Genomic DNA, 21,710 nt, shown 5'->3' on the forward strand with positions numbered 1-21,710 from the left:
ATATGGAGGCTCCATGCCCGCGATCCACGTCTTCGAACCGGCCCTCTGCTGCAACACCGGTGTATGCGGCCCCGAACTGGACGAGAGCCTCGTGCGGTTCACCGCGGACCTGGATCACCTGCGCAGCGCCGGCGTCGACATCACCCGGCACAACCTCGCCAATGACCCCACCGCCTTCGCAACCAATCCGGTGGTCGTGAACTTCCTGCAGGTCGCGGGCTCCCCCGGCCTTCCCCTGGTGCTCGTCGACGACGTGACGGTCGCCGCCGGCCGCTACCCCAGCCGCGCGGAACTGCTCCGCTACGCCGAGCGCCCCGAGCTGGGCGACCTGGGTCTGGCCAGCGCCGGAAGTTGCTGCGGGTCCGGCCCTGACGACACCGCGGAAGTGGCGACCGGCTGCTGCGGCGGGGCGCCGGAGTCCGCCGCTGCACGGGCGGCCTGCTGCTGATGTATTCCTTCCTCCGGGACCTCCCCCGCTTCCTCTTCTTCACCGGCAAGGGTGGCGTCGGCAAGACGTCGCTCGCCTGCGCCTCCGCGACGCACCTCGCCGACGAGGGACGCCGGGTGTTGCTCGTCTCCACCGATCCTGCGTCCAACGTCGCCCAGGTCTTCGGCCAGCCCATCGGCAACCGCATCACGGCGATCCGCGCGGTCCCCGGCCTGGACGGCATCGAGATCGACCCCCAGCAGGCGGCCGACGACTACCGCGAGCGCATCATCGGACCCGTGAGGAACCTCCTCCCGGAAGCCGAGATTGCATCGATCGCTGAGCAGCTGTCCGGGTCCTGCACCACCGAGGTGGCGTCGTTCAACGAGTTCACCGGCCTCCTGGCCGATGATTCACGCATCGCGGGCTACGAACACGTCGTGTTCGACACGGCCCCCACAGGGCACACGATCCGCCTGCTTCAGCTGCCCGGCGAGTGGACGAGCTTCCTCGACGACGGCAAGGGTGACGCCTCCTGCCTCGGCCCGATGGCGGGCCTCGACAAGACCCGCGCCACCTACGCCTCGGCGCTGGCACGCCTCTCGGACCCCTCTCTGACCCGGCTCGTGCTCGTGACCCGCGCCCAGCCGTCCACACTGGTCGAGGCCGGGCGCACCGCCGACGAACTGGCTCACGTGGGCATTACTGAACAACACCTAGTGGTCAACGCCCTCCTTAGCGACCCCGGCGACGATCCCCTGGCCACGGCGGTCCACGCGCGCGAACAGCGGGCACTCAGCCAACTTCCCCCTTCCCTCGGGCGCCTCACGCGCACCGAGGTGGCTTTGCGGCCCAACGCCGTCGTCGGCGTGGACAGCCTTCGGGAACTGCTCAATCCCCACCCGCAGCCAGTCAGACCCACCGGGGACACGACCGCCGTCGAGGCGAACGGCCTGGCCGAACTGATCGACGAACTGGCTGCGCAGGACCACGGCCTCATCATGTGCATGGGCAAGGGCGGCGTCGGGAAGTCGACCGTGGCGGCCGCTGTCGCGCTGGCCTTGGCGGAGCGCGGGAAGACCGTCCATCTGTCCACCACCGACCCGGCAGCACACCTCGACGACGTGCTCGCAGGCGCCTCCGACGAGCACCTCAGCGTCTCCCGCATCGACCCGCAGGCCGCCATTCAGGCCTACCGAGACAAGGTCATGCGGACCAAGGGCGCACGACTCGACGACGCCGGGCGCGCACAGTTGGCCGAAGACCTGATGAGCCCGTGCACCGAGGAGGTGGCCGTCTTCGGCGAGTTCTCACACCTGGTCAGCCAGGCGCGCAGACAGTTCGTGGTCGTTGATACCGCGCCCACCGGGCACACTCTGCTGCTGATGGACGCGACCGGTTCCTACCACCGCGACATCGTGCGGGGCATGGGCCCCGGTCAGCGGCCCGTGACCCCGCTCATGCGCCTGCAGGATCCGGCGCTGACCAGGATCGTCATCGTCACCCTGCCCGAGGCGACGCCGGTGCAGGAGGCCGCGGACCTTCAGTCTGAACTGCGGCGGGCGAGCATAGAGCCGTATGCCTGGGTGGTCAATCAGTCCATCGCGGCCGCCCGCACGTCGTCGCCGCTGCTCTCGGCCAGAGCTGCGACCGAGGCTCCCCACCTCACCGAGGTGTCCAGGCTGGCGGCCAGGGTCGCCGTCGTCCCACTCCTGCCTGACGAGCCCACCGGCTCGCGAGGCCTCCACACGCTCATCCCCGAGCCCGCCACCATCTGACCAGGAAGCCCCGCCTCATGGCCATCGACCGCAACAGCGTCCAGCGTCAGCTCATCGAAGACCTCGCCTACGCCTACGGCGACGTCTTCGGCGACGCCGAGATCGAATCCGCCTTCACCGAGGCGTGGGAGCTGCTGAGCTCCCGGGCAACGGTCCAGAACTTCCTACCCGTGCTGGTGGCGCGCCGCGCCCGCGAGCAACTGATGGCGCGGGCCCAGGCTGAGGGCCGAGTGGTCAAGCACGTGCCCGAGCTGCTCTTCGTCTGCGTGCACAACGCGGGCCGCTCCCAGATGGCGGCGGCTCTGGCCGAACATCTGTCGGCCCGACGCGTCCACGTCCGCTCGGCCGGCTCGATGCCGGTGGACGAGATCAACCCGGTCGTCGTCGAGGCACTGCGCGAACGGGGCATCGCCCTCAACACTGCCTACCCCAAGCCGCTGTCGAACGACATGGTCCACGCCGCCGACGTCATCGTGACGATGGGATGCGGCGACGCGTGCCCGATCTTCCCCGGCAGGCGCTACGAGGACTGGGAGGTCCGGGACCCAGCCGGACAACCCCTCGACGTCGTGCGCGAGATCCGCGACGATATCCAAGCCAGGGTGACCACCCTCCTCCGCGAAATCCTGAACTGAGAGGCCCCGCCATGACCCGACCTTCCGTACTCTTCGTCTGCGTCCACAACGCCGGCCGCTCACAGATGGGCGCGGCCTACACGCACCACCTGTCGGGCGGCGCAGTGGAGGTGCGCTCTGCAGGATCGGCGCCGGCTGACTCCATCAACCCGGCCGTCCGCGACGCCCTACTCGAGGAGGGCATCGACATCTCCGCGGAGACCCCGAAGATCCTCACTGACGAGGCGGTCGTCGCGTCCGACGTCGTCATCACCATGGGATGCGGCGATACCTGCCCCTACTACCCCGGCAAGCGGTACCTGGACTGGACCCTCGAGGACCCGGCCGGGCAGGGAGTGGCATCGGTGCGGCCGATCCGCGACGAGATCAAGCGCCGCGTGCTGACCCTCCTGGGGGAGCTGGGGGTCGAGCCCGTCGAACTCCCGACACCTAAGCCCACGCTGCTCTTCGTGTGCGTGAAGAACGGCGGTAAGTCCCAGATGGCCGCCGCGTTGGCCCGCCGGTTCGGCGGCGACGCCGTCGAGGTCCACTCGGCCGGCACTCACCCGGGGTCGAAGCTCAACGAGGAATCTGCGCGCTCGGTCGAGGAGCTCGGCGCGACCTTCGACGGCGAAAGCCCCAAGCCCGTCGACCCCGACGTCCTGCGTCGGGCGGATCGCGTGGTCGTCATCGGCACCGAGGCTGACGTCCAGCCGGTTGAGGGGATGCGCGGCACCATCGAGGTCTGGGACACGGTCGAGCCCAGCAAGGACGGCATCGAGGGCGAGGAGCGTATGCGCCTGGTCCGAGACGACATCGCCGCCCGGGTGAAGGCACTCCTCGACGACCTCCAGTCACCGAACCTGGTTCGCTGAGCTTGTCGACCTGTTCCCTGAGCTTGTCGACCTGTTCCCTGAGCTTGTCGAAGGGTTAACGCCCGCGACTGTGGTCACCGCCCTGCCGGTCGGGGGCGGCGGCAGGTCACGAGGCCGCTACCCTTCGACGGACGCTCCTCGCGCAAAGCGCTCGTCACTGATCAGGGACCGATTCGACGGACGCGCCTCGCGCGAAGCGCTCGTCACTGCTCAGGGATCTGCCAGCAGCGCTCGCCAGGTAAGTTGAAGCCCATGAGCGAATCTCCGCACCCGGCCCTCCGGCTGGCCCGCCACGGCAAGAATGACGACGGCGACCGCTTCGTCGGCCTGTGGGTCGAGGTGATGGTCGCGGGGCGCCAAGGATCCGATGCCAGGCGGGTGGTCAAGCACTTCTTCCGCGGTGACGTGGCCGCTGCGCTCGACAGCGCGGGCCCGGGCGCCTTCGCCGTCGAACTCCGAGACGCAGCCCGCATCTATGTGGCCAGCTGCCTGACCGATCCCCAGTACACCTCCACCATGTTCGGCATGAAGCGCCTCGCCGACGACGACGTCCGCGCCAAGATCGCCAACGAGACCGCCCGGGCGCTGTCAGCGCTGGGCGTCGGCCAGGAGCCGTCCGGGGCCGAGCTGCTGCCGGTCGCGCTGGTCGGTGGGTACAGAGACGCGCTGGGCCCAGGCTCGGAGGAGGCGCTGCGAGCAGCCCTCGGGCAGACGGGCGCTCGCTACGGGCATCTGCTCACGTGACTGCTCGTACCGCCGAGAGCCAACCCCACGCGGAGGCCGATGTCGCCGTCGATGGCCTGTTCGCGCCCGTGGCCACCTGGTTCGCCGCCAACGCCCGCGATCTCCCCTGGCGCCGCGCGGAGACGACTCCCTGGGGAGTGCTCGTCAGCGAAGTGATGTGCCAGCAGACGCCGGCGCCGAGGGTAGCGCCGCTGTGGGAGGAATGGATGGAGCGCTGGCCCACGGCCGCCGCCCTGGCCGATGCCGCCACCGCGGATGTGTTGCGTGCCTGGGGTCGGCTCGGCTACCCACGGCGTGCGCTCCGCCTGCAGGAGACGGCACGCGCGGTGGACCAGCTCGGCGGCCTCCCGAAGGACGAGGCGGGGCTGCTGGCGCTCCCCGGCGTCGGTCGCTACACAGCTGCCGCCGTCGTCGCGTTCGCCTACGGGCGCCGCTCGCTGGTGCTCGACACCAACGTCCGCCGAGTGCTGGCACGCGCCGACGGCGGGGTCGAGTTCCCACACCGCCACGAGACCGCGGCGGAGCGGACGCGGGCCTGGCAGTTCGTCCCCGAGGACGACGCTGAGGCGGCGCTGTGGTCGGCGTCAGCCATGGAGCTGGGGGCACTGGTGTGCACCGCCAAGAATCCCCGCTGCGATCAGTGCCCCATCGCCGATCGTTGCGCCTGGCGCGCCGGTGGCTACCCGGCCTGGTCAGGACCCGAGCGCACCGCCCAACCGTGGGAGGGCACCGATCGCCAGTGCCGCGGTCGCATCATGGCGGCGCTGCGGGCGTCGTCGGGACCAGTGAGCCTGGCCGACGTCGCCTGGCCCGACCAGGACCAACTCGCCTCCTGCGCCGAATCCCTCGCGCGCGATGGGCTGGCAGTACGCGTCGACGGCGGTCTCGCCCTTCCCTGAACCCGGACCGATCCCGCGGGAGTCACGGGATGTCGGCCTCCGCGACCACCCAGACACCCGTTGCCTAGGATCGAGACATGATCCGTGCAGTTGTGTTCGACCTCGGGCAGGTCCTCGCCTCGCCCCCCAACCTCTACGTCGACGCCGCCGACCGGCTCGGGGTCAGCGCAGCCGACTACGAGGCCAACTACTGGGCCGATCGCCCCGCCTACGACGACGGCGCCTCGGACGCCGAGTACTGGGGTCCCTTGCTGCGGACGCTGGGGCTCACCCCCACGGACGACGACATCGCCGAGATGGCACGCCTCGACTCCGAGCTGTGGATCCAGGTACGCCCCGAGGCGCACGCCCTCCTGCGCGACACCCGCGCGGCCGGCCGCACCGTCGCCGTCTTGTCCAACGCGCCGCACGCGATCGCCGCCGCAGCGGAGCACTCCGCGTGGCGCGCCGACATCGACCGTCTCTTCATCTCCGCACCCATGGGCTACTCCAAGCCTGAACCTGCCTGCTTCCGCCAGGTGCAGCATGAGCTCGGGCTCGACGCCGATCAGATCGCGTTCATCGACGACCGCCACCCCAACGTCGACGGCGCACTGGCCGTCGGATGGCATGCCCACCTCTGGGCGGACGACGCCGATACGCGCGCCTGGCTGCAGGAGCTGGGCGTGCTGCAGTGAACATCTCCGACATCCGCGACGACGGGACCGACTACCTGGCCGGCGAGACCATCACCGGCCGCCTCGAACCCCGCGACGAGCTGCGCGGAGTGGTCTTCGAGGGATGCACCTTCACCGGGTGCGTGCTGGATGAGGCGGTGCTACGCAACTGCGACTTCATCGACTGCCGGTTCGACTCGTGCTCGCTCTCTCAGACCAAGCTGCCTGGGACGAGCTTCGCCGATTGTGTCTTGAAGGGCTGCCGGGCGCTGTCCGTGGCGTGGACGTCGGTGATCGCCGGGACCCTGTCCGTGGCGCCGCTGACCTTCGAAGGCTGCAAGCTCACGTACTCCAGCTTCGTCGGCAGCACGCTGCGCAGATGGTCGTTCATCGACTGCGACCTCAGCGAGGCCGACTTCTCCGATGCCGTCTTGGCCGCAACGTCGTTCGAGCACTGCAACCTCGCCAAAGCCCGGTTCGTCGGGGCCGACCTGCGCGGAGTGAGCCTCATCTCGTCGTACAACTACTACTTCGACCCACGCGAGGCGAAGGTCGCCGGGCTCCGGGTCACCCCCGACGGCGGCGCGCAGCTGCTGCGCGCGTTCGGGATTGAGGTCAGGGAGTAGCGGTCGGTACTTGGTCAGCGTCCAAGTTCGTTCGGCGAGGCGGACGGGTGACGGCCGGGAGCAGCACTCCGGCCAATGCCAGCAGCCCCATGACGGTGAACGCCACCGTGTAGCCGCCCGCTCCCGCCACCAGCGCCGACGACACCAGCGGACCCGCGACGCCCGCGAGGCTCCAGCCCACAAGCATCAGCCCGTAGATGGCGCCGGCATGCGTGAGGCCGAAGAAGGCCCCGGCGGTCGACGGCAGCGTCCCGAACGCACCCCCGTAACAGAGGTAGACGACGGCGGCCAGCGCCAGGAACGCGAAGCCGGTGGCGTGGGGCAGGGCGACCAGCGCCAGACCCTCCAGCGCGAGGATCGCGCCGAGCACTTTCAACCGGCCCACCCGCTGGGCCAGCGCCGCCCAGCCGATCCGTCCCGCGCCGTTGAACAGAGCCAACACGCCGACGGCGGCCGCCGCACCCGCAGCGTCGAGACCACCGACGTCGACCGCAGCGCCTGCCATCATCGAGATGAGCGAGATGCCGGCCGCCACAGCGACGGTGAGGATCGCGGTCAGCAGATACCACTGGCGGGTCCCCAGCGCCTCCCGGGGCGTGAAGTCCGACGACGCACCCTCGCGGGCGGCGGTTGCTGGCGGGCTGACGAGCATCGCGGCTGCCAGCGCGCCGACCACCAGGTAGGCGAGCCCGAGCGGCCTGAAGGCCAGCGCAGGCGACTCAGGGCTGAGACCGATGAGGTACTGGGCGGCCGGCGACGTGACGGTGGCGCCGAACCCGAACCCGCCGACGGCGAGCCCGGTGACCACGGCGCTGTGCCGCGGGAACCACTTCTGCAGCAGCGCGACGGGCACGATGTAGGCCATCCCAAGTCCGAACCCGCCGATGACGCCGTAGCCGACGACCAGCACCCAGAACCTCTCCGGGCTGGTGGCGAGGGAGGCCAGGAGGATGCCGGCGGCGTAGAGCAGGACGCCCAGCAGCGCGACGACCCGGGGGCTGGAGCGGTCCTGCAGCCTCCCGCCGATGGAGGCGCCGACGAAGATCATGCCGATGGCCACCTCGAAGGGCACGGCTGCCTGCACCGCCGTCAGTTCGGGCTGTAACGCGCGCCCGAACAGGCTCCACGCGTAGACGCCGCCGATGACGACCTGAACCAACACGCCCCCGACCAGGGCCAACCATCGCATGGCGAGCAAGCTTAGGGGTCGCCGTCGTGGGTCCGAGGGCGGGGGCGGCTCGACGCTCGTAGCCGAGCGTCGCGACGCGCAAGACGACGTCGTCGCGTTCATCCATCAGGCCAGAAATGGCGCGGGCCCCCCGGCACAACGCCGGGGGGCCCGCCTTCCTTGGGGGGGAAGGATCAGCGCAGAACCTGGTAGTTCGCGGTGATCACACCTGCGGAGGTGCCGCCGATGGCCTGCATCGCGGCACGGGAGAGATCCAGGCAGCGGCCGGCGATGAACGGCCCACGATCGTTGATGCGCACCACGACCTCCTTGCCGTTGGCCGGGTTCTGGACGCGGACGCGCGTGTTGAACGGCAGCGTCTTGTGAGCGGCGGTCAGACCGTTGGGGTCGTAGATCTCACCGTTGGCGGTGCGGTACCCCTGCCAGTAGTAGGACACCTTGCACGACTGCCACGCCAGAGGCGACTCCGGCTCCTTCTCCACCGGCACGCCGGCCAGCGGCGGGGCGGGCGCAGGGATCGTCGTCACCGGCGGGATGTCCGTCGTGGAGAACTGGATGATGTTGTTGAACTGCCACTGGTCACGCTGGACGAACTTGCCGTTCTCGTGCGCGACGACGGTGGTCCACGCCCAGGCGCGGCACCCGTTGGCGCCGGTCAGGTCGGTGTCGCACTCGGCCTTCCACAAGCGGCCGTCGGAGGCGGTCCACTCCCCGGTCGTGGCCAGGGGATTGCCCTCCCACTGGCTGCGCTCGGAGGGAAGGTACGTGAGGTTGTTGAAGGTCCACCCGTTGTGCACCACGTGGTGGCCGTCGACCTTGACAACCTTGGTGGCGAAGATGTCGGTGTTGCAGCGCACGACCGTGGGCGAGTAGTTCTCGCACGTGGTGCGCCAGTAGCGGCCGTTGACGAGGTGATCCCCCGGCTGGGTGTATTGGATGGTTTCCACCGCCTGCGCGGTCGGCGCAACGAGGCCGACGGTGGCCCCGGTGATCGCCGCCAGGCCGGCGAAGAGAAGGCGCTTAAACATGTATGTCTCCCAAGTCCGTTCACGAGAACGCGACGAACGTAACATCTCGCCCGCCAGAATCCAAGAAACTCTCAGGTTAGGTTCAGGGTTTGCGGGGCGATGATGCTACGACTAGCTCCTCGACGGCTGATGAACTGATCAACGACCTGAGAGACGGACCAAATTCGCTGTAGCCGACCCATATCGGTTCGGCCCGGCCACGGCTACCATCGAGTCACGCTTTCCGGAGGTTCGCATGCACATCCCTCGTACCTATGCCCTGATCTTGGCCGGTGGCGAGGGTTCCCGACTCGAGGGCCTCACCGACGCCAAGCCGAAGCCGGTCCTGCCCGTGGGCGGCACCTTCCGGCTCATCGACATCTCGCTGTCGAACCTCGCGCAGTCCCACCTCAGCGACATCGGGATCGTCGAGCAGTACCTACCCCACAGCCTGAACACGTATCTCTCGGCGGGCCGGCCCTGGGACCTGGACCGCAACCACGGGGGACTCGAGGTGCTGGCGCCGTTTGAGGGCGGCCCCGGCGAGGGATTCGCCAAGGGCAACGCCGACTCGATCTACCGCCAGCGCGAGGTGATCCGAGCTTTCGACCCCGAGTACGTGCTGGTGCTGAGCGCCGATCACCTCTACACGATGAACTTCCTCGACGTCCTGAGCACTCACATCGAGAAGGAAGCCGACCTCACCATCGTCACCACGCTCGTCGACGAGGACCCGTCCAGGTACGGGGTCGTGCAGGTCGACGACGCGGGCACCGTCACCCGCTTCGACTACAAGCCCGACGATCCAGAGGGTCGCCTCGTAGCGACCGAGGTCTTCGTCTACACCGCATCTCAGCTGCTGGCTGCGCTCGAGGAGCTGACTGCTGACGGCGGGGAGCTGGAGGACTACGGCGATCAGCTGATCCCCTGGTTCGTCGAGCACCGGAAGGTTGTTGAACACCGCCACGACGACTACTGGCTGGATCTGGGCACGCTGCAGTCCTACTGGACCGCCAACCTGCAGATCCTCGACGGAAACGGGGTGGTACTCGACGACCCACGCTGGCGCATCTACTCCGCGCTGCCCCAACTCCCGCCTGCGCGCGTCATGGGTGGGGCCGAGGTGCACGACTCTCTGCTGTCTTCCGGATCCGTCGTGGAGGGGGAAGTGCGGCACTCCGTCATCGGCTCGGCCGCCATCATCGAGGCGGGCGCCACCGTCGTGGACTCCGTGGTGCTCGACGGCGCCCGCATCGGCCCCGGCGTCTCGCTGGTCAACTGCATCGTCGACGAGGGCGCGCAGGTGACGGGCGGTTCCCAGCGCGGGACCGGCGACACCGTGACCCTCATCGGGGACGACGGACTGATCGACACCCGGCAGCCCCTCGACCCGGAGGCCGCCCTCCCCCGCGGTTTCCCGCGCTGACTTCCCATTCGGCCCGCTGACCAGTGACCGCGGACACTAGGGTGGCGGGATGAGGATCGGCGTACCCCGAGAGGTCAAGAACAGCGAGCACCGGGTCGGGATGACGCCGGTCGGGGTGCACGAGTTGGTGCAGCGCGGACATGAGCTCATCGTCGAGCACGACGCCGGGTTGGGCTCGTCGTTCACCGACGACGACTACCGCAAGGCGGGCGCCACCGTCGTCGACGACGCCCCCGAGGTCTGGGGCTCAGCCGAACTGGTGCTCAAGGTCAAGGAGCCCACACCCGACGAGTTCGGGCTGCTGCGCGAAGACCTGACGTTGTTCACGTACCTGCATCTGGCGGCGGACGAACCCCTGGTGGACGCGCTCCTCGACGCCGGCACGACGGCGATCGCCTACGAGACCGTGCAGCTCGACAGCGGGCAACTCCCGCTGCTGCACCCGATGAGTGAGGTGGCCGGCTGTCTGGCCACCCAGGCGGGTGCCAGTCACCTGCTCAAGCACCGTGGCGGCCGGGGCATCCTGCTCGGCGGTATCGGCGGGGTGGCCAACTCCGAGGTGCTGGTCCTGGGCGCGGGGGTGGCGGGACAGAGCGCCACGAACATCGCAGTCGGGTTGGGCGCGAATGTGACGCTGCTCGACACTGACCTCGGCAAGCTGCGCGCCGCCCTGGCCCGATGGGGCAACCGCGTTACCACGCTGGCGTCGTCGGAGATCGCCATCCGCGACCAACTCGCTGGAGCCGACCTCGTCATCGGCACCGTGCTGATTCCCGGTGCTCGCGCGCCGAAGCTGGTCAGCGACGAGATGATCGCCGGAATGAAGTCCGGCTCGGTGCTGGTGGATGTGGCGATCGACCAGGGCGGTTGCTTCGAGCCCAGCCGACCCACCACGCATGAGGACCCGACCTTCCGGGTGCACGACTCGCTGCTGTACTGCGTGACCAACATGCCGGCCGCCGTCCCCCATACGTCGACCTGGGCGCTGACCAACGCGACGTTGCCCTACGTCAACGCCTTGGCCGAGCACGGCTGGCGCGGCGCGATGGAGGCCGACGCGACGCTGCGTCGTGGGCTCTCGACCCACGCGGGCACGCTGACGTCGGTGCCGGTCGCGGAGTCCTTCGATCGCGAGTCGGTGCCGGCGGAGGACGTCTTGGGGATTGAATGCTGAGCTTGTCGACTGGTCCCTGAGCTTGTCGAAGGGTTACGACCCTCCAGCCAACCGTCGCCCCCGACCACAGGGCGGCGACCACCCTCGGGGCCGTAACCCTTCGACAAGCTCAGGGAGCACGGACGACAAGCTCAGGGAGCACGGACGACAAGCTCAGGGAACGACGACGACCTCAACCTCGTCCTGACGGCCGATGACGCCAGTTGAGCCACTGCTGCCTAGACTGAGGGACAGTTCGCCCTCGTGCCCGACCCAGCAGCCCAGGAGCCATTCCTCTATGCACCATCCCGGATCCACCCATCCCGACCTCGACGGCGGTGGCCATCGCGTCCGCAGGGCGGCGCCGCGGATGAGCGCGGGCCGCCGGGTGGCTGCCGTCATGGTCGCGGTGGTGCTGGCGCTCCTGGGATCCGTGTTGACGCCGCATCCGCCGGTGGCGTCGGCGGTCGACGTCTACAGCACTCCGGGCTATCACGAGATCAACGGGCGCAAGTGGTTCACGCGCTGTGAGTCGTACACCGCCCAGATCGAGCGCTGCTGGACCTACATCTGGATGACGCAGACCGTGATGGTCGACGGCAAGCCCACCCCGGTGACGGATTACCACTTCAACAACCTCACCTACCTCGCCGCACGCCGCGCCCTGTGGGGCAACAACCCTCTCGCGAAGACCGGGGAGTTCGAGTCCCAGGGCCGCAAGTGGAAGACGTCCTGCCAGGACGACTGGACCGGCCCCAACGGTTGCCGCTCGTTCATCTGGATGAAGTTCCTCGACTACCGGCAAGACGAGCAGGGCCGCGGCTACTTCGTCTCCGTGGAGCAGTGGGTCTTCAACAACGTCGTGCGGTTCACCAGGGAGCCGGACAACCCGCCCGATCCCACGCAGAACCCCAGCTGGACCCCGACCACGCCCGCCCCGAGCCCGAAGCCGACCCCATCACCGAGCTCGACCCCGACGACGCCTCCTCCCGTGTCTCCCTCGGCCGAGCCCTCACCGTCGATCGAGCCCTCACCGTCTGTCGATCCCAGTCCGTCCGTCGACCCCTCACCGTCAGTTGAGCCCAGCCCGGACCCGTCAGCGAGCCCCACCCCGACCGGCACCCCCGCGCACGAGTGCGGCGCCCCGATGCCCGCCGGCTACACCATCAACGATGAGGGTCGCCCGTACGTCATCAACAACCCGGGCTACACCCCGCACGACGCCTACAACCCCATCAGCATCGCCAACTACATCCAGGCCATCAACCGTGGTCCGGGTACCGCCGAGCAGAAGCGGTGCGCCATGGTGGCGGCGGGCGAGATCCTCGTCAACGGATCGGTGGTCGACACGTACAACGGCGAGGTCGTCCGCTGGTTGCCCTACCAGTTCTCCTTCTCCGCCAATCCGTCGACGCCGGTGCTCCCCCCTGGCTGGTACTCAGGCCTCGGCCAGGCCGGATCCATGAGCGCCCTGCGGATGCTCTACCAAGCGACCGGGGAGGAGCGCTGGCTCACCTACGCCCAGGAGTTGGCGAACGCTCTGGAGGTGCCCTACGACGAGGGCGGCATCAAGCATTACATCAACGTCGAGGGTCGACGGATGCTGCTCTGGTTCGAGGAGTATCCGACCGGCGACACCCCCACCACGGTCCTCAACGGCAACAATCTGGTGCTCATCGGCCTCGACATGTGGGCTGACTACACCGCCGAGCTCGCGGAGGATGGAATCTTCCCCTACGACGAGCGCTCGGCTGAACTGTTCGAGGAAGGGCTCACCGCGTACGAGCATGTGCTGCCCATGCTGGAGGTGCCAACCGGCGGCGGCATCATGAGCAGTTACGACCTCGTCCGCGGCTATCCCGCCGCCCCGTTGCGCGTGGTGAAGCTCGACGACGGGAAACTCGACCGGGTCTCGCTGAACGGCGATCTCATTTCGATGCCGGTGCTCGACCCCGCCCCCACCTTCCCCAACCGGTTCCTGGACCCAAGCTTCGAAACCTCGTGGCAGGTGATCGGTCCGCTCTCCAACACCTCCATCGCCGGTGGAGTGGTCACTACGACGACGACGGGCACCGGCTGGGTCGGTGTGGCTCAGAACATCCCCGCGGGCACTTTCCCGGCTGGGCGCCGGGTGGTTGTGCAGTTCGACGCTCGCCACGAGAAGGCGCAGGCGGGCGTCAGCGCTGCTCCGATGGCGTCGATCCAGGCGAACTGCGTGAGCGGCAACTACCAGCTCGCGCGCCACACGACGGTGCGCGGTGCCGAGTGGGCCACGTATTCCGTCGAGTTCCCCGCGCCCGCGGCCGACTGCCAGATCCGCGTGCAGTTCCTCCCGACCGTCTCGGTGGTGCCGGGCAGCACGTTGCAGTGGTCCAAGCCTGCGATCCGACTCGCGGAAGCGAAGGGGGCCGCCCACGACCCCGACTACGACATCCTGGTCTTCCGCACCCCCCGCCAGGAGCTGAAGCTCTTCGGCAGCGGGCTCTACACGGTCCAGGCGTTCGCCGACGGTCGCTGGCAGAGCATCGCCACCCTCAACGCGACGGCCTGGGGCCGGTCCGTGATCATCCCCGAGCGCTACACCGGCCGCAACCTCAACTACCGGTACCACGAGTCCCACATCGGCGAACTCCGCCAGTTGGCGAGCCGTTCCGGTTGGCCCGTCTTTGCGGAGTACGCCAACCGTTGGGTGAAGACGGCCCTCAACACCCCCGGCTGACGTCTCCGTCGCCCTGAGTAGGGAGCGAAGAACGAGCGACCGTATCCCCGTTGCCCTGAGTAGGGAGCGAGGAACGAGCGACCGTATCCCCGGTGCCCTGAGTAGGGAGCGAGGAACGAGCGACCGTATCGAAGGGCCCCCGACCAGGCACTGCGGAAATCTCACGAGCCCTTCGATATACGGCCGTTCGTCCCTCACGGCCGCTACTCAGGGAAACGTGAAGCGCCACGCCGTTCGTCCATCACGGCCGCCAATGGGGGGAAACATGACAACGAGTTGGTAACGAGTGGGTGCAACCGGGGCTCGGAGGGCGCACACTGGGTCATGCGTAGTTGGCTGATTGCCCTAGTCATGGTGCTGAGCGGAGTCACGCTCGCCGTCGTTCCCGCTGCCCCCGCCGTCGCGTGCAGCTGCGCCGTTTCGTCAACCGCCGAGTACGCCGAGCGAGCCGATCTCGTCGCCGTCGGCACGATCACCGGGCGGGAGGTCCCAGAGAACGCCACGAGCTCTGCGGACGACGCCACGTGGACCGTCGAGATCGACAAGGTCTACAAGGGCGACGCCACCCCGACGGTGCCCGTGCTGACCGCGCTGGAGGGCCCCAGCTGCGGGTGGGACCACGTGAGCAGCGGCCAGACCATCATCCTGTTCGCCAACCTCGACGGCGAAGACGTGCGGTCCGACCTGTGCAGTGGGACCGGCGCCTTCACGCCGGAGCTGGACGCGGAGTTGGCAACGCTCCTCGGCTCCCCCGCCGCCCCGACGGAGGCACCCGCAGCAGCGCCGGACGAGGGTGGACTGGAGACGCGCACCGTCGTCGGCTTGGCGCTGCTCATCGCGGCAGCGGTGGTCCTCGTGGCCGGCGCCGCCCGGCGCCACCATGGAGTGGGCGGCTAGGTCTGATCCACCGCGGACTGATTGAACTTCTGCCGCATCCACCGAACGCCTCGACGCACGCGGGAGCCGAGTTTGAAGGCGAGCCACAGCATGAAAGCGAGCAGGATCGCGGCAATGACGGCCGCGGCCACCGGGAAGAGGACCGCGAGCGTCGTGACACCGACCACGCCGACGTCTCCGGCCACCGAGGCGCCGATGTTGGTCACCGGCTCCGGGGAGGTGTTGACAGCAAGCCTGATTCCGGCCTTGGACAGGTGGCTGAGCAGCGCGGTCACGCCACCGACGGCGGCCAGCGTGATCGTCATCAGGTCGCCGTTCGCCCCAGCGATGAGCGCGCCGATGAGAGCGCCGGCGATGGGGCGGATGACGGTGGATGGCACGTCCCAGATGGAATCGAGGACGGGCACCTTGTCGGCCACCACCTCGATGAGGGCCAGGATCCCCATGACGATGAGCACATCCGTGCGCTGGAATCCCTCCGGCACCCCCCCGGTGTCGGCGAAGCGTCCCAACAGCCCGAGGATGAACACGGTGGCGTAGGCGTTGATGCCAGAGGCCCAACCCGAGGCGAATGTCATGGGCAGAAGTTCCATCGCCCCAGTATGGCGGCCGCGAGCCGCGTGAGGGATTGGTTGAGTGCCCCGGCACCCGAAACGCCAACAGATAATCGTCCGTGCCAGCGATACTCAGTGAAGCCAGCGATATTTCGCGGGCATCGCTGGTTTCCGTCGGCGAGGACCCTTCAGGGTTGGCGTTCGGCCCTCCCCGTTGGCGTTTGGCCCTCCCCGTTGGCGTCGGGCGCTCAACGTTGGCGTTTCCACCTCCCCGTTGGCGTTCGACCCTCGCCGTTGGCGTCGCGCGGCGACGGCGACGGCGACGGCAACCCTCGCCTCAGTCGGACGGCTCCCAGCCCTCCGGCATCATCACGTTCAGACCACCGTGCTCGACCGACACGCGCACCCGCGAGATCTCCCCCATGTGGTCGCCGTCGAGCTCGATCTCCTCGGGTGAGGCGAAGCGGATCTCGATCTGGCGCACCTGCTGGTAGTTGAGGTCGCGGGTGTCGTCGCTCTTGCGGCGGTCGGCGTCGCTCTTGAACCTCCGAAACAGCGCGTTGTCCACCAGCACCTTCCAGGCGAGTTTCGGCCAGCCCCACACGCCCTGGGGGCGCACGGCCACCACGTCGAGCAGTCCGTCGTCGACGGCGGCGTCGGGCAGCAGCATGACGTTGGCACCGATGGAGCCACAGTTACCGATCAGCACGGTGTGGATGCGCGCGCGCTGGGGCTGGTCGTCGTCGAGCTTGAACTGGATCCGCATCCTCCGGTTCTCGCGCAACGCCTCGATGCCCGCCTTGACGTAGGCAAGCATCCCCACCTTCTTCTTCAGCTTCTCGTCCGTGGTGGACATGATCTGAGCGTCGAGCCCGACGCCGGCCATGACGACGAAGGTCCGCTCCTCGGAGCTGCCGTCCGGGCGGGTGAAGTCGGCGACGGCGAGGTCGACGGGCCGCGACACGCCGTTGAACGCTGCGTCAACGGACTCCTCCAGATTGTCGAGCGTGAGCTTCAGGTTGCGGGCCAGCAGGTTGCCGGTCCCCTGCGGACACAGGGCGAGCGGCACGGACGCGCCGCGAAGACCCTCCGAGACAGCGCGGATCGTGCCGTCGCCCCCAACCCCGAGTACGACGTCGACCCCCTCCTCGACCGCGCGCCGGGCCATCCCGGTGCCCGGGTCATCTGCTTCGGTCTCCAGCCAGAGCGACTCCTCCCACCCCGCGTTCTGTTGCGCCTTGTCGACGACGGCGGCAAGGTCAGCCCGGTCGATCTTGGTCGGGTTGAAAATCACAGCGGCTCTCGGCATGGGCCCATTGTGGCCCCGTCCCGGTCCCCTCGCCAGCAGCTCCGGCGAAGTCCCGTCCGAATCCTGCGGTAGCTCACTTAGGCTGGAGGCATGGACGACGCCTCGGAGATCAACGACGACCTGCACCGTCGAGTACGCGCGCTCCGGCATCTGCGCACCGCCGCGCGAGTCGTCGCGGTGTTAGCCGCCCTCATCGCGGTTGCCTGGCTGGTGGCCGCGTTCGCGGCCTTGGCCGGCTCGCTCGACATCTCCCCCGAACTTGCCTTCGTAATGGCGGCGCTCAGCGCGCTGCTCACGGGCATGGCCGCGCACGTCGGGTGGGTCCTGGCGCCGCGGGGTGTGGCGACGTTGGAGTCTCGCCTCGATACCTGAGCCTGCCGGATGGTCACGAGACTGCCGCCTCCGCCGCCCCTGACCACGGGGGCGGTGATGGCAGTCGGGGCCGTAACCCTTCGACAAGCTCAGGATCGACGACGACAAGCTCAGGGATCGATGACGACAAGCTCAGGGATCGACGACGACAAGCCCAGGGATCAACAACGGGCGGAGCAGCATTACCCCGGACCGGCTGCAGACCGCGAGGGGACGGGTCTAGGCTTGTTCCACGAGGGGCACCAAGGTTGTTGCCCCGGTACCAGGAGGTGCAACTGTTATGGACACTGTCGCGGAGGAGCTGACAGACTCAAAAAGCGTGAAGGTGACGCACGTCGTCGCCCGACCGCTGGACAACGTATGGGGAGCCCTGATGAAACCGCAAGGTGCTGCGGCGCTCCTGGGCGAAGGCGGCGAACTGGGAAACAAGGGAGAGGATTGGCGCGCCAACGACGGCACCTACGGTGTCACGCGCAGCTTCCATCCCAAGGAACAGATTCGCTTCTCGTGGCACGCCTCGGAAGGCGCGCCGCGCACACTGGTGGATCTCCACCTGCGCCCCGCCGGTGATCAGACCGAGTTGGAGATCGCCCACGAGCATCTGCCCGAGGACGCGGATACCGAAGAGCTGAGGCGCCGCTGGCGCGAGGTGCTCACCCGCATCGAAGAGGCATCGGCGTAACCGAAATGTCAGGGCCCGAGACGTGCAGTCTCGGGCCCTTGTCCGTCCCCACTTCGTGGGGTTCCTGACCCCGTACCTAACCCCCCGTAAGCCAAAATACTACGGGGCGTAGGATGACCGAGACGGCGCCGACGCCGTCGCTATTCAAGGGAGAATGAGGCCGAAATGCTCGCATTAGCGCGCTCAGAACGGAAGGCCGCGCGGGTACTGCCGAGAGGGGCAGTTGCCGCGCTGGCGGGAATCACAGCACTCTGGCTATCGTCGTGTACCACCGAAGCCCCGGCGCCGGGCGACGAACCCCACATCGGTGGTGAAGCCAACCTCCAGCTGCCGGATCTCGGCAGCGTCTCCTTCCTGGGGCTCCCCGGCGACATCCTGCTCGGGCTCGGGCTGATCGTCTGCGCGCTGGGCCTCGGGTTCGGTCTGATGACCTACACCCAGCTCAAGCGCATGCCGGCCCACGCGGCGATGCGCGAGATCTCCGAGCTGATCTACACCACCTGCAAGACCTACCTCAAGCAGCAGGGCAAGTTCCTCCTGCTCCTGTGGGCCTTCATCGCGGCGATCATCATCGTCTACTACCTCTTCCTCGTCGGGTTCTCCGTCGGGAAGACTTCGATCGTCATCCTCTTCTCGCTCATCGGCATGGCCGGCTCCTACGGTGTGGCCTGGTACGGAATCCGCGTCAACACGTTCGCGAACTCCCGCACCGCTCACGCCGCGCTGTCCGGTAAGCCCTACTCCAGCCACGACATCCCGCTGCGCTCCGGCATGAGCATCGGCATGGTGCTCATCTCCGTCGAGCTCGCGATGATGCTGATCATCCTGGTCTTCCTGCCCGGTGAGATCGCTGGCGCCTGCTTCATCGGCTTCGCCATCGGCGAGTCCCTCGGCGCCTCGGCTCTGCGCATCGCCGGCGGCATCTTCACGAAGATCGCAGACATCGGCGCCGACCTCATGAAGATCGTCTTCAAGATCAAGGAAGACGACGCCCGCAATCCAGGCGTCATCGCGGACTGCGTCGGCGACAACGCCGGCGACTCGGTTGGCCCATCGGCTGACGGATTCGAGACCTACGGCGTCACCGGCGTCGCGCTCATCACGTTCATCCTCCTCGGCGTCCCCGAGGTGTCGATGCAGGTCACCCTTCTCGTGTGGTTGTTCGTCATCCGCGCCGTCATGGTGGTCGCCTCCGGCATCTCCTACTACGTCAACGCCGCGCTCGCCCGTGCCAAGTACCGCAACGCGATGGAGATGGACTTCGAAAAGCCGCTCACCTCGCTGGTCTGGATCACCTCGGCGGTCTGCATCGCCACCACGTTCCTGACCTCCGCACTGCTGCTCGGCAGCCTCGGCGACGGCCTGTGGTGGAAGCTCTCGCTCATCGTCAGCTGCGGCACGCTGGCCGGCGCGCTCATCCCGGAGTTGGTCAAGGTGTTCACCTCCACCAACGCGCGGCACACGCAGGAGGTCGTGGTGTCCGCCAACAAGGGCGGCGCCTCGCTCGGCATCCTGTCCGGCCTCGTCGCCGGAAACTTCTCCGCCTACTGGCTCGGCATCGCCATCGCGGGCCTCATGGCCATCGCCTACTGGATCTCGACGCTCGGCCTGGCCACGCTCATGCTGGCCCCCGCCGTGTTCGCGTTCGGCCTGGTTGCGTTCGGCTTCCTCGGCATGGGTCCCGTGACCATCGCCGTCGACTCCTACGGCCCCGTCACGGACAACGCCCAGTCGGTGTTCGAGCTCTCGACCATCGAGGAGATGCCCGGTGCCCGCGAGGAACTCGCGGCGGAGTTCGGGCATGAGCCCGACTTCGAGCGCGCCAAGTACTTCCTCGAGGCCAACGACGGTGCTGGCAATACGTTCAAGGCGACGGCGAAGCCGGTGCTCATCGGCACAGCGGTCGTCGGTGCCACCACGATGATCTTCTCGATCATGATGGGGCTGACCGGCGGTCTCGAGACCGACGTCGAGAAGCTGTCGCTGCTCCACGCCCCGTTCCTGCTCGGCCTGATCGTTGGCGGCGCAGTCATCTACTGGTTCACCGGCGCCTCCATCCAGGCCGTCACGACGGGCGCGTACCGCGCGGTCGAGTTCATCGGTGCCAACATCAAGCTCGACGGCGTGACCAAGGCGTCGGCCGAGGACTCGTCCAAGGTGGTGCAGATCTGCACCCAGTACGCCCAGCGGGGCATGCTGAACATCTTCCTGGGGATCTTCTTCGCCACGCTGGCCTTCGCGTTCGTGGAGCCGTTCTTCTTCATCGGCTACCTCATCGCGATGGCGCTGTTCGGCCTCTACCAGGCCATCTTCATGGCGAACGCGGGTGGAGCCTGGGACAACGCGAAGAAGATCGTGGAGGTCGACCTCGACGGCAAGGGCACTCCGCTGCACGACGCCACCATCGTGGGCGACACCGTCGGCGACCCGTACAAGGACACCTCCTCGGTTGCGCTCAACCCTGTGATCAAGTTCACCACGCTCTTCGGGCTGCTGGCCGTCGAGCTCGCGGTGCTCCTCGAGTACCAGAACGGTGCGCTGCTGACCGGCGTGCTGGCCGCGGTGTTCCTGGTGGCCTCGATGTACTTCGTCTACCGCTCCTTCTACGGCATGCGGATCAACGAGCCGCTGGACGTCATCAAGGGCGAGCTGGCGGCCCCGGATCCGGAGCACGCTCCCGTCTGAGTTCCTGCTGACCGAGCGGCGGGGCGCCACCGAAGAGGTGACGCCCCGCCGCTTTGTCGCTCGGTCCCTGAGCCCGCCACTAGGTCCCTGAGCTTGTCGAAGGGTTACACCCCGAGGCTCACCGCTCACGACTGTCCGCCTCCCCGCCCTGACGCCAACCGAGAACGGCCAACGCCAATCGCTATACCGTGACGCCCCCGAGGACCATCGACGCCCCCGAGATCTCGCGGGCGTCGCTGAATCTCGTTGGCGAGTTCCCTTGACAGTTGGCGTTTGCGGCTGCCGGTTGGCGTTTCTGCTGTCGCGGTGGCGTCTAGCCCCGTCGAGGCACACCACACCCCACCTCGTCTCTCAGGATTCCAAGGGCTCGCAACTGCCCGCTCGTCCGGATGAACCTGAACCGCGCAACTGCCACACTGGGACGAAACCAAGGTCGTGATCGAAGGAGAACCATGTCCAACCAGGACAACCCCGCCGGATACCCAGAGCGCCCCGAGGGCACCGGACCCGACTACTCCCCCAACCCGTACGGCTCCCCACAGCCGGGCGGACCCCAGTACCAGCCGAGTCCCTACGGCACTCCAAATTCGGACAACCAGTCGGCCGGACCCTACAGCTCCACCGAGGGTCCGGGCACCACTCAGCCCCAGCCTCCGTACGCAGCACCGCCGTCCGGCGGCTACTCGCCCTACCCCTACTCCGCGTCCGACTCGGGGGGCCCGTCGTACCCGTCCGGTACCTTCGGAGCCCCGGGTGGACGCCCGGAGCGCGGCTTCCTGGGCTCTCTGTTCGACGTCAGCTTCAGCTCGTTCATCACCCCGAGCGTCGTGAAGGTCGCCTACATCATCTCGATGGTGATCATCGGCATCTTCGTGCTGTTCGGTGTGATCGCCGCCCTCACCTCCGGAGACGGCCTGCTCGCGGTGTTCGGTCTCATCCTCGCCCCCGCCGTCGGCCTCTTCTACCTGGTGCTGGTGCGGATGACGCTGGAGTTCTACTACGCGACCATCCGGATGTCCGAAGACATCCACCGTCGACTCCCCGGCGGGCACTGACACGGAAAACGCGACGGGGCGCCGGCCACAACGGGAGAAATCC

The 21,710-nt window shown here is 68.1% G+C and carries 19 protein-coding genes and 2 pseudogenes; 17 read left to right on the forward strand and 4 right to left on the reverse strand.

Annotated elements, in window-relative coordinates; all coding sequences use genetic code 11:
• Nucleotides 1–13 precede the first annotated feature (13 nt).
• From arsD to RPIT_RS12905, 9 genes and pseudogenes are all read left to right on the forward strand, one after another.
• A complete protein-coding gene (gene arsD, locus RPIT_RS12870) occupies nt 14–448 on the forward strand; it encodes an arsenite efflux transporter metallochaperone ArsD (RefSeq protein ID WP_077343814.1) in 435 nt (144 codons plus the stop codon).
• Nucleotides 448–2,205 carry an arsenical pump-driving ATPase gene (gene arsA / locus RPIT_RS12875; RefSeq protein ID WP_077343815.1) on the forward strand — a complete coding sequence of 586 codons (1,758 nt, stop codon included), beginning with the start codon at nt 448–450 and terminating at the stop codon, nt 2,203–2,205. The genes arsD and arsA overlap by 1 nt, the downstream gene beginning before the upstream one ends.
• Before the next feature lie 17 nt (nt 2,206–2,222).
• Nucleotides 2,223–2,840, forward strand: coding sequence for an arsenate reductase/protein-tyrosine-phosphatase family protein (locus RPIT_RS12880; protein WP_077343816.1), 618 nt, complete (start codon nt 2,223–2,225; stop codon nt 2,838–2,840).
• Nucleotides 2,841–2,851: 11 nt separating this feature from the next.
• Nucleotides 2,852–3,241, forward strand: a pseudogene (locus RPIT_RS15825) (arsenate reductase ArsC); the annotation flags it as partial.
• Between the two features lie 102 nt (nt 3,242–3,343).
• Nucleotides 3,344–3,694 (forward strand): annotated as a pseudogene (locus tag RPIT_RS15830) (arsenate-mycothiol transferase ArsC); the annotation flags it as partial.
• A gap of 252 nt (nt 3,695–3,946) precedes the next feature.
• Nucleotides 3,947–4,438 carry a DUF6553 family protein gene (locus RPIT_RS12890; protein ID WP_077343818.1) on the forward strand — a complete coding sequence of 164 codons (492 nt, stop codon included), beginning with the start codon at nt 3,947–3,949 and terminating at the stop codon, nt 4,436–4,438.
• Nucleotides 4,435–5,337, forward strand: coding sequence for an HhH-GPD family protein (locus RPIT_RS12895; RefSeq protein WP_077343819.1), 903 nt, complete (start codon nt 4,435–4,437; stop codon nt 5,335–5,337). The genes RPIT_RS12890 and RPIT_RS12895 overlap by 4 nt, the downstream gene beginning before the upstream one ends.
• A gap of 77 nt (nt 5,338–5,414) precedes the next feature.
• Nucleotides 5,415–6,014, forward strand: coding sequence for an HAD-IA family hydrolase (locus RPIT_RS12900; RefSeq protein ID WP_077343820.1), 600 nt, complete (start codon nt 5,415–5,417; stop codon nt 6,012–6,014).
• The gene (locus RPIT_RS12905; RefSeq protein WP_162274561.1) at nt 6,011–6,619 is read left to right on the forward strand and encodes a pentapeptide repeat-containing protein; all 609 of its coding nucleotides are present in this window, start codon (nt 6,011–6,013) and stop codon (nt 6,617–6,619) included. Before RPIT_RS12900 ends, RPIT_RS12905 begins: the two co-directional genes overlap by 4 nt.
• On the opposite strand, the gene RPIT_RS12910 is transcribed toward RPIT_RS12905, so the two are convergent.
• On the reverse strand, nt 6,609–7,808 hold the full coding sequence (locus RPIT_RS12910; protein ID WP_077343822.1) for an MFS transporter: 1,200 nt from the start codon (nt 7,806–7,808) through the stop codon (nt 6,609–6,611). The two genes, RPIT_RS12905 and RPIT_RS12910, sit on opposite strands and share 11 nt — an antisense overlap.
• Nucleotides 7,809–7,981: 173 nt before the next feature.
• Nucleotides 7,982–8,836 (reverse strand): septal ring lytic transglycosylase RlpA family protein, encoded by an 855-nt coding sequence (locus RPIT_RS16195; RefSeq protein WP_093664862.1) that lies wholly within the window; start codon nt 8,834–8,836, stop codon nt 7,982–7,984.
• A gap of 235 nt (nt 8,837–9,071) precedes the next feature.
• Here RPIT_RS16195 and RPIT_RS12920 point away from each other — a divergent pair, with 235 nt between their 5' ends.
• The 4 genes from RPIT_RS12920 to RPIT_RS12935 all read left to right on the forward strand — a co-directional run bounded on the left by RPIT_RS12920 (nt 9,072) and on the right by RPIT_RS12935 (nt 15,010).
• Entirely contained in the window at nt 9,072–10,241 is a 1,170-nt protein-coding gene (locus RPIT_RS12920) for a glucose-1-phosphate adenylyltransferase family protein (protein ID WP_077343823.1), read from the forward strand.
• A 49-nt stretch (nt 10,242–10,290) separates the two neighbouring features.
• A complete protein-coding gene (ald, locus tag RPIT_RS12925; RefSeq protein WP_077343824.1) occupies nt 10,291–11,415 on the forward strand; it encodes an alanine dehydrogenase in 1,125 nt (374 codons plus the stop codon).
• A 277-nt stretch (nt 11,416–11,692) separates the two neighbouring features.
• A complete protein-coding gene (locus RPIT_RS12930; RefSeq protein ID WP_093664860.1) occupies nt 11,693–14,113 on the forward strand; it encodes a D-glucuronyl C5-epimerase family protein in 2,421 nt (806 codons plus the stop codon).
• A gap of 324 nt (nt 14,114–14,437) precedes the next feature.
• Nucleotides 14,438–15,010, forward strand: coding sequence for a hypothetical protein (locus RPIT_RS12935; protein WP_143028221.1), 573 nt, complete (start codon nt 14,438–14,440; stop codon nt 15,008–15,010).
• On the opposite strand, the gene RPIT_RS12940 is transcribed toward RPIT_RS12935, so the two are convergent.
• The gene (locus tag RPIT_RS12940) at nt 15,007–15,603 is read right to left on the reverse strand and encodes a DUF4126 domain-containing protein (protein WP_077343827.1); all 597 of its coding nucleotides are present in this window, start codon (nt 15,601–15,603) and stop codon (nt 15,007–15,009) included. The two genes, RPIT_RS12935 and RPIT_RS12940, sit on opposite strands and share 4 nt — an antisense overlap.
• A 298-nt stretch (nt 15,604–15,901) precedes the next feature.
• The gene (locus tag RPIT_RS12945; RefSeq protein WP_162274562.1) at nt 15,902–16,873 is read right to left on the reverse strand and encodes a diacylglycerol/lipid kinase family protein; all 972 of its coding nucleotides are present in this window, start codon (nt 16,871–16,873) and stop codon (nt 15,902–15,904) included.
• A 90-nt stretch (nt 16,874–16,963) separates the two neighbouring features.
• On the opposite strand from RPIT_RS12945, the gene RPIT_RS12950 reads away from it, so the two are divergent.
• The 4 genes from RPIT_RS12950 to RPIT_RS12965 all read left to right on the forward strand — a co-directional run bounded on the left by RPIT_RS12950 (nt 16,964) and on the right by RPIT_RS12965 (nt 21,667).
• Nucleotides 16,964–17,245, forward strand: coding sequence for a hypothetical protein (locus tag RPIT_RS12950; RefSeq protein ID WP_143028220.1), 282 nt, complete (start codon nt 16,964–16,966; stop codon nt 17,243–17,245).
• 319 nt (nt 17,246–17,564) lie between these two features.
• Nucleotides 17,565–17,927, forward strand: a complete 363-nt coding sequence (locus RPIT_RS12955) for an SRPBCC family protein (RefSeq protein WP_226996268.1) — start codon at nt 17,565–17,567, stop codon at nt 17,925–17,927.
• Between the two features lie 165 nt (nt 17,928–18,092).
• Nucleotides 18,093–20,612, forward strand: a complete 2,520-nt coding sequence (locus RPIT_RS12960) for a sodium-translocating pyrophosphatase (protein WP_077343831.1) — start codon at nt 18,093–18,095, stop codon at nt 20,610–20,612.
• 452 nt (nt 20,613–21,064) lie between these two features.
• Nucleotides 21,065–21,667, forward strand: coding sequence for a DUF4282 domain-containing protein (locus RPIT_RS12965; RefSeq protein ID WP_077343832.1), 603 nt, complete (start codon nt 21,065–21,067; stop codon nt 21,665–21,667).
• Nucleotides 21,668–21,710 lie beyond the last annotated feature (43 nt).

The organism is Tessaracoccus flavus (assembly GCF_001997295.1).
Lineage (GTDB): Bacteria > Actinomycetota > Actinomycetes > Propionibacteriales > Propionibacteriaceae > Arachnia > Arachnia flava.